Raw genomic sequence first — 15,096 nt, 5'->3', positions numbered from 1 at the left:
TCAGCCCATCTTCACACACTTCGCGCGCGGGTGTCCACGCTTATGTCATGCGCGTTGACGTTACTCCGACGGGAGGCCAAGAACCACGGAGCGGAGCTCGTGGACGAGGCTGGGGGCCGCGGCGAACAGCAGCGGCTCGCCCGGAGGTGTCGAGTCATCCTGCCCGAGCAGCGCTCCGCCAGATTCACGCAGGATCAGTGCCGCCGCAGCGTAGTCCCATGGCTGGAGGCCGCGCTCGAAGAATGCGTCGAGCCGGCCGGCCGCATACGCGCAGAGATCATACGCAGCGGATCCGGAACGCCGGATATCGCGGATGCGGGGGAGGATCCGGGACACCATCGCGGCCTGCTCGATCCTCCGTTCGACCGTGTATCCGAACCCGGTGCCGACGAGGGCGGTTTCCAGATCCGACTTTCCGGAGATAGTGAGCGGAGCACCGTTCAGGCGCGCCCCTCCGCTTTCCCACGCCTCATACAGTTCGGCGAGGCGCGGGCAGTACACGGCTCCGGCGATCGCGCGCCTGCCGTCCGCCATCGCTGTCGTGTCCGCTACGGTCGCCGCAATGCTCACCGCGTACATCGGAATGTTGTACAGATAGTTGACGGTGCCGTCGATCGGGTCGATCACCCAGGTGATTCCGCTCGTACCGGCAATCCCCGTGCCCTCTTCTCCCAGTATCGCGTCGTGAGGGCGCGCGCCCTGGAGCGCGGTAACAACGAGCTGCTCGGCCTCTCGATCCGCCGCCGTCACCACGTCAGTGATGCTCGACTTGCTCGCCGCGACTGTTACGCCGAGTTCCCGCAGCTCCATAATGCGCGTGCCAACGGCGACGGCAATGTCGGCCGCGATCCGGGCAAGCTCGGCAGGTGAGGCGTCGAGGGCGTGTGTGTCAGTCATGCTTCGAAGCCTAACGGGGAGCGGGGCACTGGTGCCTGTGGGCTCCAGTGCCCCGCTCGAAAAGGTGCGGGTGGCGTGGCCGGCGTGGACGTTAGCGCGCCGACTCGTAGGCGTAGGCCTCCTCGCCGTGTACAGAGTCGATCCCTGCCTCCTCGACCTCCTGTGGCACTCTGAGCCCCGTGAGGCGTTTGACAGCGAGCGCGATACCCAGGGCCAAAACGAAGGAGTACACCGCGACGGAGACCACCGAGATCGTCTGGACAAGGAGCAGGCCGCCGTTGCCGCCAGTGAACAGGCCATCATCGAACGCGAAGAAGCCGAGGTAGAGCGAACCGATCACGCCCGCGACAAGGTGCAGTCCCACCACATCGAGCGAGTCATCGTAGCCCAGGCGGTACTTCCACTCGATCGCGAAGGCGCAGGCAATGCCGGCGAGGAGTCCGAGCAGCAGCGCCCAGACCGGGGAAAGGTTGGCCGCGGCGGGAGTGATTGCGACGAGGCCTGCGACAGCCCCAGATGCCGCACCTATCACGCCAGGCTTCTTGCCGCGCAGCACATCGACGAGGATCCACCCGACGATGCCGGCCGCTGGAGCACCGAGCGTGTTCACGACGATGAGACCAGCCTCACCGGCCTCGGTGGCGAGGCCCGAATTGAATCCGATCCACCCGAACCAGAGGAGCGCGGCGCCGATCGTGACGAGCGGGACACTGTGTGGCTTGTGCGAGCCGGGAGCGAATCCGACGCGCTGACCGGCGATCAGTGCAAGGGCGAGTGCGGCCGCCCCGGCATTGATGTGAATCACCGTGCCGCCTGCGAGGTCGATCACATCTGGTGTGCCGAGCGTTGTGCCGAGATTCTGGATCCAGCCGCCGCCCCACACCCAGGCCGCAACGGGGAAGTACCCGAGAGTGGCCCAGACGCCAGAGAACAAGACCCAGGAGCCGAGACCGACGCGATCGGCGATCGCGCCTGAGATGAGAGCGGTCGTGATCATCGCGAATACCGCCCCGAAGCCCACGCCAATGAAGCTCGCCGGATCCGTGTTGATCAGCCCGAAATCTTTGAAGGGGCTGCCCGCGAAGCCGCTCTCGCCCTCGGCGAAGTAGTTCATGCTGTAGCCGAACAAGATCCAGAGCATCCCGACGACACCCATTGCGCTGACGCTGAACAGCATCATGTTGACGACTGAGCGGACGCGTACGAGGCCGCCGTAAAATAGGGCGAGGCCCGGAGTCATGATGAGGACAAGCGCCGTGCTGGCGAGAGTCCACACGTCTTGCGGCGTGAGTTCCATGGTGTGCCACCTTCCTCCCGGAAACCCGGGAACGAGTCTTGGCTTCAGTGTGCGCGCCCCTCGTTTCGTGGTCGTCTCGCTGCGATTACTGCGGAGTCACGGTTGTGTTTCTGTGTGATCACAGGAAAGCGGAATACTCGAGCGTCGGCCCCGGGTGGGCGTGGGGCGCGAGAACTGCTAAGCTATCCAGGTTGCCGTTAGAACGGCCGCGGATAAAGAGAGCCCCAGCATCCCGCTGATGGCGCCGCGCAGCTACAGGAAGGGGATCCCTACATGGCACTCGAAGCAGACGTCAAGAAGGCGATCATCGATGAATACGCGACCAAGCCCGGTGACACCGGCTCCCCTGAGGTTCAGGTTGCAATGCTCACGCAGCGCATCAAGGATCTCACCGAGCACCTGAAGACCCACAAGCACGATCACCACTCGCGCCGTGGCCTTCTCCTGCTCGTCGGCCAGCGCCGCCGTCTCCTGGGCTACCTCTCGAACGTCGATATCACGCGCTACCGTTCGCTCATTGAGCGTCTCGGCCTGCGTCGCTAATCGCCGACTGACTTCCTGCGAGCGCCCGTCCCGGTTCCGGGGCGGGCGCTTTTGCGTGCGTGGAAGTTCATCGAGTGCCCGGGCAAGACGGTGAAGCGTTCGAATACTGGGCGTTCGGACCCTGAGACGTTCGGACACTGAGGAGTTCGGACACTGAGACGTTCGGACACCGGGGCGTTCGGACACTGGGTGGTCGGACACCGTGAGCTCCGGACGCACAACGGCCCCCGCGCCGAAGCGCGGGGGCCGTTCGCAGGCCGAAGACTAGATCTTCGAGGATGCGTCCTTCAGGACGCTCCGGAGGATTCCGCCGATTTCAGCGAACTCAGCCGGACCAATGGTCAGCGGCGGAGCGAGCTGGATGACGGGGTCTCCACGGTCGTCGGCGCGGCAGTAGAGGCCGGCCTCCCACAGCGCGGGGGAGAGGTAATCGCGCAGGAGGCGATCCGACTCCTCCGCGTTGAAGGTCTCCTTGGTGGCCTTGTCCTTGACAAGCTCGATACCGAAGAAGTAGCCCTCGCCGCGCACGTCACCGACGATGTCGATGTCGAGCAGCTTCTCAAGCTCGGCGCGGAACAGCGGGCTGTTCTCGCGCACGCGGCCGTTGAGGTCCTCTTCCTCGAAGATGTCGAGGTTCTCGAGAGCCGCAGCAGCTGCCGCCGGGTGACCGGCGAAGGTGAAGCCGTGGTAGAAGGTGTGATCCTCCGAGTTGAAGGGCTCCGACACCTTGTCCGAGACGATCATGGCGCCCAGGGGAACGTAGCCCGAGGTGATGCCCTTCGCCGAGGTGATGATGTCGGGCTCGTAGCCGAGCGCCTTCGAAGCGAAGAACTCGCCAACGCGGCCGTAGGCGCAAATGACCTCGTCCGAAACGAGCAGCACATCGTACTGGTCACAGATCTCGCGCACACGCTTGAAGTATCCGGGGGGCGGCGGGAAGCAGCCACCGGAGTTCTGCACGGGCTCAAGGAACACGGCAGCGACAGTCTCGGGGCCCTCGAAGAGGATTGCCTCTTCGATGCGGTTCGCTGCCCACTGGCCGAATGCTTCGATGTCGTTGGACGGTGCGCCCATTTCCTCGGCACGGTAGAAGTTCGTGTTCGGAACGCGGTGCCCACCCGGGGTCAGCGGCTCGTAGAACTTCTTCATGTCGGGGATGCCGGTGATCGCCAGCGCGCCCTGCGGGGTGCCGTGGTAGGCGACCGAGCGCGAGATGACCTTGTGCTTCATCGGCTGGCCCTTGATCTTCCAGAAGTGCTTCGCCAGCTTGAACGCTGACTCCACAGCTTCGCCACCACCGGTGGTGAAGAAGACCTTGTTCATCTCGCCGGGTGCGTACGACGACAGGCGCTCGGAAAGTTCGATCGCTGCCGGGTGGCCGTAGGACCAGATCGGCATGAAGTCGAGCTGCTGCATCTGCTTCGCAGCTGCCTGCACGATGCGCTCGCGGCCGTGGCCAGCGTTGACCACGAAGAGGCCTGCGAGGCCGTCGATGTATTCCTTGCCAGCCGCATCGTAGATGTGGTGGCCCTGCGCACGGGTGATGACGGGGATACCGTCGTTCAACACCTTGCGGTTCGTGAAGTGCGGCCACATGTGGCGCTTGGCCGAAGCCTGAAGCGCGGCGGTGTCCACCGCAGCAGTGGGATCGTATGACATGGTTATCTTGTTCCCCAATCGTATTTCTGTTTGGTGAGTTGGAGGTATACGAACGTCTCCGTAGCGGCCACCCCATCAACTGCGCGAATCTTTTCATTCAGCAGTTCGATGAGCCCGTCGTCATCTTCACAGACGACCTCGACAAGGATGTCGAAGGAGCCGGCGCTGAGGACCACGTAGCTGATCTCCGGCATTGCGGAGAGCTGGTCGGCCACGACACGGGTATCGCCGGAGACACGGATGCCGAGCATGGCCTGTCTGCTGAATCCGAGCCGCATGGGATCGGTGACAGCGACAATCTGCATGACCCCGGTGTCCGTAAGCTTCTGCACGCGCTGCCTGACGGCGGCCTCGCTGAGGCCGACCGCCTTTCCGATCTCCGCGTACGAACGACGACCATCGCGCTGAAGTTGCTCGATGATCGCTTTCGACGTTGCGTCGAGCGCTGGCGACGTGCGTTTGCTGCTCACATCACTGATTCTTGCAGTGGGAACCTGAAAAAGCAAAGGAATCCGAAGATAAGCGCGTCGAATGATGCTGATTTCAACACTTCGCGCATCATGGGAGCGCGAGACGCGACTGCCCAAACCTCAATCTAGCCCCCGATATTTGCCCGCACCGCTACGGAAAAGTAACTGTTCCGTGAAGAATTCGAATCGGGGTGCGGGTCAGCTTTGCATCGATACATACTCTGTGCCATTCTCAGATCACCACCCGGCAACGTCGCCGATATGTGCGCGATGTCGGATCGCCAATGAGAAACCAAGGGAGATCTCTCATGGTCCGTCAGTCTGATGACCCCATTGTTCGCAATATTGTCCAGCTGCTCCGCGGCGCACAGATGAATCGTCGCCAGGTCTTGCGCGGTGCGGCCGCTGGCGCAGCCGGAGTGGGGGCACTCAGCCTCGCCGCGTGTGCCCCAGGAGGCGGAGGCGGTGGCGGTGCTGGTGGCGAGGGCATCGTATGGGGAAACTGGACGTACTATCTCGACTTCGACGAAGACACTCAGAGCTTCCCGTCCCTCGACGCGTTCATGGACAAGGCCGGCTTCACCGTCGATTACATCGAGGACATCGATGACAACAACACGTTCTACGGCAAGATCAAGGACCAGCTGAAGCTGGACCAGTTCACCGGCTACGACACCATCACGTTTACTGACTGGATGAACGGGCGCCTGATCCAGGACAAGCAGATCCAGGAATTCGACTATGCGAACCTCGCCAATGTCACGGCGAACCTCGTTGATGCGCAGTGGGATGCACTCGACGTGGATCCGGGCCGGAAGTTCACGATCCCCTGGCAGCTTCCTGCCTCCGGGTGGGTGTGGAACTCGAAGGAGGTCCCACAGGGAATCAAGACCCTCGATGATTTCCTCCGTCCGGAGTTGAAGGGCAAAGTCGTCGTGTTGAGCGAGATGCGAGACACCATGGGTATGGTCATGGCTGGGCTCGGGACCGATCCGAACAGTGACTGGGGCGACGCTCAATTCGACGCTGCCCTTGCCTGGCTTGATGACGCGCTCCAGAGCGGTCAGATCGGCAACGTGAAAGGCAACAGCTATACGCAGGATCTGATCACCGGTGACGCACTCGTCGCGATGGCGTGGACCGGAGACGTCGTGATGCTGAACGCAGAGAATGACAACCAGTGGACGCTGGAGATCCCCGAATCGGGCGGCATGATCGCAGCTGATTCATTCACCGTGCCCAATGGCACGAGCGCCGAGGCGAAAGCCAAGGTGGAGGAACTGATCAACTACTACTACGACCCGGTCGTGATGGCGGAGGTCGCCAATTATGTGACGTTCGTGCCCCCCGTGAAGGGAACGCAGGAAGAGATGAAGAAGATCAATCCTGAGAACGCCGACAATCCGCTCATTTTCCCCACAGAAGAGGATTGGAAGCACCTCCACAATTTCCGCACACTCAGCCCGGAAGAAGACAAGAAGTACTCGACCGCATTCCAGAATGTGCTGGGCTTGTAGCCATGGCGGATCACGGCGCATTCGCTGAGGCCGGTGCCGACCTTGAGCTGGTCGGCATCCAGAAACGCTTTCCTGGCTTCACTGCGATCGAGGAGCTCGATCTCACGATCCCAGCTGGTTCCTTTTTTGCACTCCTCGGCCCGTCCGGGTGCGGCAAAACGACGACTCTGCGGCTCGTCGCGGGGCTCGAAGACCCGACTGCCGGCAAGATTCTCATCGGCGGCAAAGATGTCAGCGCGCTCAAGCCGCATAAGCGGCAGGTCAATACTGTATTCCAGTCGTACGCGCTGTTTCCCCACATGTCCGTGCTGGAGAACGTGGCGTTCGGACTCAGACGGCGCAAGATCGGAGACGCAGTAGCGAAGGCCCACGAGGCCCTGCGCCTGGTCGAGCTGGATCACATCTCGGATCGCAAACCGGCGCAGCTCTCGGGCGGACAGCAGCAGCGCGTCGCCCTGGCGCGGGCGGTTGTCAACCGGCCGGCACTGCTGCTGCTCGATGAGCCCCTCGGCGCGCTGGATCTGAAGCTGCGGCGCCAGATGCAGCAGGAGCTGAAGCAGATTCAGCAGGAGGTTGGCCTCACCTTCCTACACGTCACGCACGACCAGGAGGAAGCCATGACCATGGCGGACACCGTGGCCGTGATGAACAAGGGTCGGATCGAGCAGATGGGTGCACCTGAGGAGCTGTACGAGCTGCCGCGCACCGTGTTTGTCGCAAACTTTCTGGGCCAGTCGAACCTGTTCCAGGTCGAGGTGGCAGGAAGCACGGATCAGGTCATTCACACCGACTGTGCGGGGGCCAGGCTGTCGGTGCCGCGTGCGCGCAGTGAGCGTGACAGCGGAACGATCACGATCGGCGTGCGCCCGGAGAAGCTGATGCTGACGAAAGAACCACCAGCACCGGAGGCTGGCCGCAATGTGGTCGGCCCGGGGCGAATCATGGACGTCTCCTTCATCGGAGTCAGCACACAGTACACGGTCGATGTGCCCGGCTCCGCACCGGTGCACGTGTTCGCGCAAAACCTGCAGGCAGGGCCTGTTGCACACCTCGGTGAGGAGGTCTGGCTGAGCTGGCTGATCGAGCATACCTTCGGGCTTGCCGATGACCGCCTTGACACCGGGGCCCTGACCGCCGACTTCTCGACCCGGGCAATTGCGACCCGGGCGGCGCTCGCGGAGTAGGGGAGGCGCTCATGGCGTTTACCGCCTTCTCTGGGGGCCCGACGAAAACCGTCGACCAAGCCCCGCGCAAACGCAGCTGGATCGCACTACTCCTGCTTGCACCGGGCATCGCGTACATGCTGCTGTTCTTTGTCGCCCCGTTCGTGCAGCTTGCGATCACCTCGCTGCAGGCTCCAGCCGAGAGTGGTGGCATCGGACAGTACGTCGCTGCGATGCAGTTCTCCAATTACTGGGCTGCGCTGCAGGAGTACTGGCCCCACCTGCTGCGTTCCTTTATTTACGCGATCGTTGCGACGATCGTTGGCCTCTGCATTAGCTATCCGGTGGCGTATCTCATCGGCGTAAAGGTGCGGTCGCGGCCGATGCTGCAGGGGATCCTGCTGATCCTGGTCGTCGCTCCGTTCTTCATCAGCTTCCTGCTCCGCACGCTCGCGTGGAAGTCGATCCTGCCGAGCGAGCTCGTCGGCACGCACTTCTCCGTCATCTTCGGTCTGGTCTACAATTTCATTCCGTTCATGGTGCTGCCAATGTTCTCCTCACTGCAGGCGCTCGACTTGCGGCTCCTCGAAGCAGGATCGGATTTGTATGCCTCACCGGTGACGACATTCCGGCGGGTCACCCTGCCGCTGTCGATGCCCGGTATCGTCTCGGGCACACTGCTCAGCTTCATTCCGATGTCGGGTGACTACGTGAATGCGTCACGCGAGTTCCTGGGCGGGACCTCGACCACGATGATCGGCAACGTCATCGAATCGAACTTCTTGCAAACCCAGAACTATCCGATGGCCGCGACGCTCTCGATAATCCTGATGGTTGTGATCCTCGTGATCGTGGCGAGTTACGTGCGCAAGAGTGGGGCGGAGGATCTCCTGTGAAGGGTTTCAGCCTGGGGAAGGCCTTTGTCCCCGTCGTCGCAACGATCACGCTGGTGTACCTGCTCCTGCCGATCGCGCACGTCATTCTGTTCTCGTTCAATGACTCTGGTCGCAACAACATCATCTGGCGCGGGTTCACGCTCGACAATTGGCAGAACCCGTGTGGGGCGCCGCAGGTGTGCACCGCGTTCGGCAACAGCATCCTCGTCGGAGTCGTTGCCACGGTGATTGCCACCGTGCTCGGGACAATGATCGCGCTGGCGCTCGTGCGCTATCGCTTCAAATTCCGTTCAACGGTGAGTCTGCTGCTGTTCACGCCGATGGCGACCCCCGAGGTCGTGCTCGGCGCTGGCCTTGCCGCGCAGTTCCTGCTCGCGGGGGTGGAGAAGGGCCTCGGCACGATCATCCTCGCGCATACGATGTTCTGTATCTCCTACGTCGTAGTCGCGGTGAAGGCGCGCGTCGCCAGTCTCGATCCCGCGATCGAGGAAGCCGGGCGGGATCTGTATGCCCCACCGGGACAGGTGTTCTGGAGAATCACCTTCCCCATGTTGCTGCCGGGCATCATCGGCGCCGCGCTCCTGAGCTTCGCGCTGTCGTTCGATGATTTCATCATCACGAACTTCAACTCGGGCACTGCGACGACGTTCCCGAAATTCATTTACGTCTCCGCGCTCAAGGGCGTTCCTGCTCAAGCAAATGTGCTCGCGTCGATCGTGTTCATCGGCGCACTCGTCCTCGTGATCATCGTGCAGATGGTCAACATCAATAAACAAAAACGGGTGGCCAGGCAATAGCTCGTTCCTTGAGAGGCACACACGTTCGGTCCGCCGCAGATTATGCGACGGGCCGAACGTTTTTTTGCGTGGGGCCGCGATCGGGTGCAGGATAAACCCTTGGCGAGACTCGATCCCGCCGAAGTACAGGTCGCAGCGGTGCGCAGGTGCCGGGGTGACCCTCGTTCCGAGGAGAGCACATGACGAAGACGTTGATGCCGGCCGCAAAGCGCGGGGGGTCCCTGAAACGGAATCTCGGGCTGTGGGCCATTGTTGGCCTCGGCCTGGGCTACATGACCCCGACAGTGGTGTTCGACACCTTCGGCATGGTGGCGCGCGACACGAATAACGTTGTGCCGCTTGCCTATCTCGTTGCTCTGATCGTGATGATCTTTACCGCGGTGAGCTACGGCAAGATGGCGGGTGCGATCCCGAGCGCCGGCTCTGCATACACCTACGTGCGCGAGTCGATTCACCCAAACGTCGGTTTCATGGTCGGCTGGACGTCGCTGATTGACTACATGCTGCTGCCCATGGTGAACTGCTTGATCATCCGCAGCTACCTCGAGGCGGTCTTTCCCGGCATTCCCGGCTGGATCTGGGTCGTGCTCTACTGTGTGCTCGTGACCGGCGTGATCTACCTCACGATGCGCGGCACCTCCAACCTCAACATGATCCTGCTGGTGTTCTCGATCGTCGTGATGACGGTGTTTGTCGTCATGGTGTGGGCACAGCTCGCGGGTGGAGCAGGCGCTGGCACGGTCGCGTCTGTCCAACCGTTCATTCACGATGGGGTGACCATGGGGGCCGTCCTCATGGGCGCGACGATTGTCTGCTTCTCGTTCATTGGCTTCGACGCGGTGACGATGTACGTGGAGGAGGCGAAGAGCCCGAAGATCGTGCCCCGTGCAATCCTGCTCACCGTGATCCTTGGCGGCGCGATCTTCCTGATCGCTGGGTACTTTACCCAGCTGCGCTTCCCCGACTGGAACGTTTTTGCTCCCGAGGGTGACATGCAGTTTGTTGAGGACTCGACACTGCCGCTCATCGGCCAGTTCGTCGGCGGCCCGGTGCTGCAGGCCGTACTCACGGCCGCTGGCTTTGCCGCCACGCTTGCTTCTGGCCTCGCTTCTCACGCTTCGGTGTCGCGAATGCTCCTGGTGATGGGACGCAACAATGTGCTCCCCAAGAAGTTCTTCGGCTATATCAACCCGAAGACGCACACGCCAACGTTCAACATTGTGCTCACCGGTGCGATCTGCCTGCTTGCGATCGCATTTACGCTGGAGATGATCGCTGCGTTCATCAACTATGGAGCGCTGATCGCCTTCACGTTCGTGAACATTTCGGTGATTGCCTGGTTTGCGATCAAGCAGGGGCGGCGTCGCACATTCCCCGACATCTTCAAGTTCATCGTGATGCCGGGGATCGGCATGCTCCTCACCGGCGTGCTGTGGGCGAATCTCCACGTCGACGCACTGATCGGTGGCGTGGCATGGACGCTGATCGGCTTCATCTACCTGGTGTTCATGACCCGGGGGTTCAAGCGAAAGGCAGCGGCGTTCGATGAGTCGCAGCCGGTCACCGGATACAACAAGGTCCCGGAGAGCGAGTAGCCGAGCGGCTGCGGCTAGTGTGACGCCGGTGCAGCGAGCGGGGCGGTGGGATTCTCACCGCCCCGCTGGCGTGTCCGCCGCAGTTCGCGGTCGAACAGCGGCAATGTAATCCCGCAGAGGGGGCCGATCAGGATCGCGAATGCGACTGTGCCGAGACCGACATTGCCGCCGAGCATCCATCCGATTCCGAGTACGGCGAGTTCAACGCTCGTGCGGCCGAGCCAGATCGGTGCGCCGAAACGATGGTGAATGCCGGTCATGAGCCCGTCACGCGGGCCGGGGCCCAGTTTCGCCCCGATGTAGATTCCGCTCGCTACCGCGAGGAGCAACAGGCCGATGACAAAGAACGCGATCCGCAGCCATAACGCTTCCGGGGTGGGCAGGAGCCAGAGCCCGAGATCGATCCCGGGGCCGACGAGCAGGATGTTCAGCACGGTGCCGAGGCCCGGGCGCTGCCGAAGCGGAATCCAGAGCAGGAGCACACAGAGGCCGATGATGTTGGTCAGGATCCCGATGCTGAGTCCGCTGTGGAGCGAGACGCCCTGGGCGAAGACCGTCCAGGGGTCGACGCCGATAGCCGCGCGGATCATGAACGCGTCGGCGATGCCGTAGAGCAGGAGGCCCGGAATCAGGCGAAGAAGTCGAAGAGTCACGCTGAACAGTCCACCTGATTTTGGCCTGGTGCTCAAGATGCCAATTCACGTACAGTGGCCTCATGATTGCGCAGCGTCTCTCGGCACGCCGGCTCCACCAACTCCTCGGCGAGTGGCGCGGCGACGGCCACAGCTACCGCGAGCTCAGCGAGAGTATTGCGCTCCTCGTTCGTGACGGTGGGGTGCCGGCCGGGACGGTGCTGCCGGCTGAGCGGCCGCTCGCCGAGGAGCTTGCAGTCAGCCGTACCACGGTGAGTGCCGGATATGAGCACCTGCGTGACACGGGAATCGCGGTGTCACGGCGAGGCTCGGGCACCGTGATCCGAGCCCCGCGGCGCGGGGATGCCGCTGACTGGCGCACAGCGGCCGAAGGGGAACTCGATCTGAGCCGGGCCTCACCGCTGCCGTGGGAAGGCATGCCAGCGCTCGCGCAACGCGCACTGACCGAGCATGCAGATGCGTTCCGGCTCGATGGGTATGACACGATCGGGCATCCCGCGCTGCGTCTGCTCATCGCTGAGCGCTACACACAGCGGGGGCTTCCCACCGCCCCGGAGCAAATCATGGTGACGCTCGGCGCTCAGCACGCGATTCATCTGATCGCGCGCACCCTGCTGAGGCGTGGCGATCGCAGCCTCATCGAGTCTCCGAGCTATCCGCATGCGCGGGAGGCGCTCGCGGATGCGGGAGCTCTCGTCGCCGAGCTGCCCGTCAGTGTCACGGGATATGACGCGGCGAGCATTCTCGATATCGCCAGACACACTTCGCCGCGCCTGAGCTACCTCATCCCAGATCATCACAATCCCACGGGCATGAGCATGCCCAGCGACTTGCGCGAGCGACTGATCGCAACGCTTGCAGGGCAGGGCGGTTTCATCATCGCTGACGAGACGACGGCCGAACTAGTGCTCGGGGGACCGCGACCCGTGGTGCCATTCGCGGCCTTCGCGGCGCGCGACGAGCAGCGCGACCAGATTCTCACGGTCGGCTCGCTGGGCAAGACCCTGTGGGGCGGGCTCAGGGTGGATGGATCCGTGCGCGTGCTGACCTCATCGACCAGCTCGAATCCGCCAGGCGAGTGGGAGACCTCGGCACTGGGACATGGGAACAAGTGCTCGCCTCGGTGGCGTTGGAACAGTACGACGAGATTCTCGCCGTCCGGTCACGCGAACTCACCGCTGGTCATGCGGCGCTTTCCGGCGCGGTCGCGTCGTACCTGCCGCGGTGGCGATTGTCGCCCGCAGCCGGCGGGGTGAGCGTGTGGGCCGACCTCGGTGAAGCGAGCAGTACACGACTGAGCCGGGAGTGTGCACGGCTCGGGCTGAGGCTGCCTCCTGGGCCGAGGTTCGGGAGTCCAGGGGTGTTCGAGCGATTTGTGCGGCTGCCCTTCACCGCGCCGCCCAGCGAACTGATCCGCGCCGTTGCAATCCTCCGTGAAGCTTGGGACGGCCGTGAGCAGGCGAAAATGGGACAAGCGCTGTCTCGCGAAGCCGTCATCTGAGCGGCGTGCGGTGCGGCGGCATGCCATAGACTCTGAGGATCATGCTCGAACTTGATTTCAGTGCCCGCATCCGTGCGCTGCGCGCGACCTACGCCGACATCGCCGCTGTGATGGATCTGCCTCGTCTTGATCGGGAGATCGTCGAGTTGGAAGCACAGGCGTCCGCCCCCAATCTCTGGGACGACCCTGCGGCGGCACAGGTCGTCACGAGTGGGCTCTCCCACCGGCAAGCCAATGTAAAGCGCCTGCGGGGCGTCGAAGCCCGGCTCGACGATCTCGAAGTGCTGATCGAGCTCGCGCTTGAGGCTGAGGATGAAGAATCCGCCGCTGAGGCGACCGCTGAGCTCGCCGCGCTTGAGGGTGTCATTCAAAATCTTGAGGTTCAGACGATGCTGTCGGGGGAGTACGACGAGCGCGCTGCCGTCGTGACGATTCGTTCTGGTGCGGGCGGGGACGATGCCACCGACTTTGCGGAGATGCTGCTGCGGATGTACTTGCGCTGGGCCGAGCACCACGGCTACGCCACGAAGGTCATGGACACCTCATATGCGGAGGGGGCTGGCATCAAGTCCGCGACGTTCGAAGTTGACGCGCCCTACGCGTTCGGGACCCTCTCGGTCGAAGCAGGCACGCATCGACTGGCGCGGATCAGCCCATTTGGCTCAGCAGATAAGCGACAGACCAGCTTCGCTGGGGTCGAAGTGATCCCGCTCCTGGAAGAGGCGACAGCCGTTGAGGTTCCCGAGAGCGACATCCGCGTCGATGTCTACCGCTCTTCCGGACCAGGCGGTCAGTCGGTGAACACGACGGATTCCGCAGTGCGCATTACCCACCTGCGCACCGGCATCGTTGTGTCGATGCAGAACGAAAAATCCCAGATCCAGAACCGCGCAGCCGCAATGCGTGTGCTCCAGACGCGACTCCTCCTGCTGCAGCGTGAAGAAGAAGCAGCGAAGAAAAAAGAGCTCGCCGGAAGTATTACGGCGAGCTGGGGCGATCAGATTCGCTCCTACTTCCTGTACGGGCAGCAACTCGTGAAGGATCTGCGCACCGGTTTTGAGTCGACGCAGCCCGACGCCGTGTTCGATGGGGAGCTTGACGGCTTCATCGCCGCGGGGATTCGTTGGCGTTCGCTTTCCAGAGCGCAGTAAGCCGGTAAAGTCGCGGGGCGCAAAGCTTGCGGATCACAGCGCGCCTGCAGCCGCGGCGCGGACCCGAGGCGTAGGGTCGAGTCGTCATGATCCTCTTTGAGAACGTCACCAAAAAGTACCGGGGCACCGCGAAACCCGCGCTCGACGGTATCGACCTGCAGGTCGACCGCGGCGAGTTCGTGTTCATCGTTGGCGCCTCCGGATCCGGCAAATCAAGCTGCCTGCGGCTCATCCTCCGTGAGGATCAGCCGAGCGTCGGCAAGATTCATGTGCTGGGGCAAGACCTCAGCAAGATTTCTTCCCGCAAAGTGCCCTACTTCCGGCGCAACCTCGGGACGGTCTTCCAAGATTTCCGCCTGCTCACGAACAAGACCGTCTATGACAACGTCGCGTTTTCGCTGCAGGTGATTGGCAAGTCTCGAGGGTTCATCCAGGAAGCGGTGCCCGACACACTCGAGATGGTCGGACTCGCGAATAAGTCGAAGCGCTTCCCCCATGAGCTTTCCGGCGGTGAGCAGCAGCGCGTTGCCATCGCGAGAGCCATCGTCAACAAGCCAGCAATTTTGCTCGCCGACGAGCCGACGGGCAATCTCGATCCTGCGACGAGCCTGGGCATTATGCAGTTGCTGCGCTCGATCAACGCGGGTGGAACGACCGTGGTGATGGCGACGCACGAGGCGACCTTCGTGGACATTATGCAGCAGCGCGTGGTGGAGCTGTCGCAGGGGGTCATCGTGCGTGATGAGCAGGCGGGTGGCTACGGCGAGACGGCATCGATCCCGGTCGCTGATCTGTCGGAGGCTGGTGTGCGCGTGCTCCGCACCACGGAGGCCGTCGTGCGCGCGGCGCTTGAGCCAGAAGAACACGCGCGCGAATGCTGCTGCGACAGCGGGCGCCGCCGCGGTCGAGGAGGGGGCAGGCAGCGCTGCTGCCGTTGCCGCTGCTTCCGCTGAAGAG

The 15,096-nt window shown here is 62.8% G+C and carries 15 protein-coding genes; 10 read left to right on the top strand and 5 right to left on the bottom strand.

From position 1 onward, the window contains the following. Positions 1 to 60: 60 nt before the first annotated feature. Together K1X41_RS04410 and K1X41_RS04405 are read right to left on the bottom strand one after the other, a co-directional pair. Entirely contained in the window at positions 61 to 897 is an 837-nt protein-coding gene (locus K1X41_RS04410) for an inositol monophosphatase family protein (RefSeq protein ID WP_220175401.1), read from the bottom strand. Between the two features lie 91 nt (positions 898 to 988). Beyond that, positions 989 to 2,194 (bottom strand): ammonium transporter, encoded by a 1,206-nt coding sequence (locus K1X41_RS04405; protein WP_132204715.1) that lies wholly within the window; start codon positions 2,192 to 2,194, stop codon positions 989 to 991. Between the two features lie 273 nt (positions 2,195 to 2,467). On the opposite strand from K1X41_RS04405, the gene rpsO reads away from it, so the two are divergent. Further along, positions 2,468 to 2,737 (top strand): 30S ribosomal protein S15, encoded by a 270-nt coding sequence (gene rpsO / locus K1X41_RS04400; RefSeq protein ID WP_132204717.1) that lies wholly within the window; start codon positions 2,468 to 2,470, stop codon positions 2,735 to 2,737. Positions 2,738 to 3,001: 264 nt separating this feature from the next. On the opposite strand, the gene K1X41_RS04395 is transcribed toward rpsO, so the two are convergent. Beyond that, the gene (locus tag K1X41_RS04395; RefSeq protein ID WP_132204719.1) at positions 3,002 to 4,396 is read right to left on the bottom strand and encodes an aspartate aminotransferase family protein; all 1,395 of its coding nucleotides are present in this window, start codon (positions 4,394 to 4,396) and stop codon (positions 3,002 to 3,004) included. 2 nt (positions 4,397 to 4,398) lie between these two features. Continuing rightward, positions 4,399 to 4,866 (bottom strand): Lrp/AsnC family transcriptional regulator, encoded by a 468-nt coding sequence (locus K1X41_RS04390; RefSeq protein WP_132204721.1) that lies wholly within the window; start codon positions 4,864 to 4,866, stop codon positions 4,399 to 4,401. A 308-nt stretch (positions 4,867 to 5,174) separates the two neighbouring features. Between K1X41_RS04390 and K1X41_RS04385 the strand changes: the two genes are divergently transcribed. The 5 genes from K1X41_RS04385 to K1X41_RS04365 all read left to right on the top strand — a co-directional run bounded on the left by K1X41_RS04385 (position 5,175) and on the right by K1X41_RS04365 (position 10,834). Continuing rightward, positions 5,175 to 6,383: an ABC transporter substrate-binding protein gene (locus tag K1X41_RS04385; RefSeq protein ID WP_132204723.1), complete on the top strand. Its 1,209-nt coding sequence runs from the start codon at positions 5,175 to 5,177 to the stop codon at positions 6,381 to 6,383. A gap of 2 nt (positions 6,384 to 6,385) precedes the next feature. After that, positions 6,386 to 7,567: an ABC transporter ATP-binding protein gene (locus tag K1X41_RS04380; protein ID WP_132204725.1), complete on the top strand. Its 1,182-nt coding sequence runs from the start codon at positions 6,386 to 6,388 to the stop codon at positions 7,565 to 7,567. Positions 7,568 to 7,578: 11 nt separating this feature from the next. Next, on the top strand, positions 7,579 to 8,442 hold the full coding sequence (locus tag K1X41_RS04375; protein WP_132204727.1) for an ABC transporter permease: 864 nt from the start codon (positions 7,579 to 7,581) through the stop codon (positions 8,440 to 8,442). After that, positions 8,439 to 9,239 carry an ABC transporter permease gene (locus K1X41_RS04370; RefSeq protein ID WP_132204729.1) on the top strand — a complete coding sequence of 267 codons (801 nt, stop codon included), beginning with the start codon at positions 8,439 to 8,441 and terminating at the stop codon, positions 9,237 to 9,239. Before K1X41_RS04375 ends, K1X41_RS04370 begins: the two co-directional genes overlap by 4 nt. Positions 9,240 to 9,418: 179 nt before the next feature. Then, positions 9,419 to 10,834: an APC family permease gene (locus K1X41_RS04365; RefSeq protein ID WP_207907431.1), complete on the top strand. Its 1,416-nt coding sequence runs from the start codon at positions 9,419 to 9,421 to the stop codon at positions 10,832 to 10,834. 14 nt (positions 10,835 to 10,848) lie between these two features. Here K1X41_RS04365 and yczE read toward each other — a convergent pair whose 3' ends face one another. Then, positions 10,849 to 11,487: a membrane protein YczE gene (gene yczE, locus K1X41_RS04360; RefSeq protein ID WP_220175400.1), complete on the bottom strand. Its 639-nt coding sequence runs from the start codon at positions 11,485 to 11,487 to the stop codon at positions 10,849 to 10,851. A 62-nt stretch (positions 11,488 to 11,549) separates the two neighbouring features. On the opposite strand from yczE, the gene K1X41_RS04355 reads away from it, so the two are divergent. The 4 genes from K1X41_RS04355 (at position 11,550) to ftsE (ending at position 15,092) form a co-directional block, all read left to right on the top strand. Further along, positions 11,550 to 12,743: an aminotransferase-like domain-containing protein gene (locus K1X41_RS04355; RefSeq protein WP_258566651.1), complete on the top strand. Its 1,194-nt coding sequence runs from the start codon at positions 11,550 to 11,552 to the stop codon at positions 12,741 to 12,743. A gap of 104 nt (positions 12,744 to 12,847) precedes the next feature. Continuing rightward, positions 12,848 to 12,988: a hypothetical protein gene (locus tag K1X41_RS15365; protein ID WP_258566650.1), complete on the top strand. Its 141-nt coding sequence runs from the start codon at positions 12,848 to 12,850 to the stop codon at positions 12,986 to 12,988. Positions 12,989 to 13,029: 41 nt separating this feature from the next. Beyond that, positions 13,030 to 14,139, top strand: a complete 1,110-nt coding sequence (gene prfB / locus K1X41_RS04350) for a peptide chain release factor 2 (protein WP_133616090.1) — start codon at positions 13,030 to 13,032, stop codon at positions 14,137 to 14,139. A gap of 86 nt (positions 14,140 to 14,225) precedes the next feature. After that, a complete protein-coding gene (ftsE, locus tag K1X41_RS04345; protein ID WP_396426503.1) occupies positions 14,226 to 15,092 on the top strand; it encodes a cell division ATP-binding protein FtsE in 867 nt (288 codons plus the stop codon). Positions 15,093 to 15,096 lie beyond the last annotated feature (4 nt).

The sequence above is a fragment of the Leucobacter luti genome (assembly GCF_019464495.1).
Classification (GTDB): domain Bacteria; phylum Actinomycetota; class Actinomycetes; order Actinomycetales; family Microbacteriaceae; genus Leucobacter; species Leucobacter luti_A.
The sequence above is the reverse complement of the archived record's forward strand: the minus strand, read 5'-3'. Positions and strand labels throughout refer to the sequence as shown.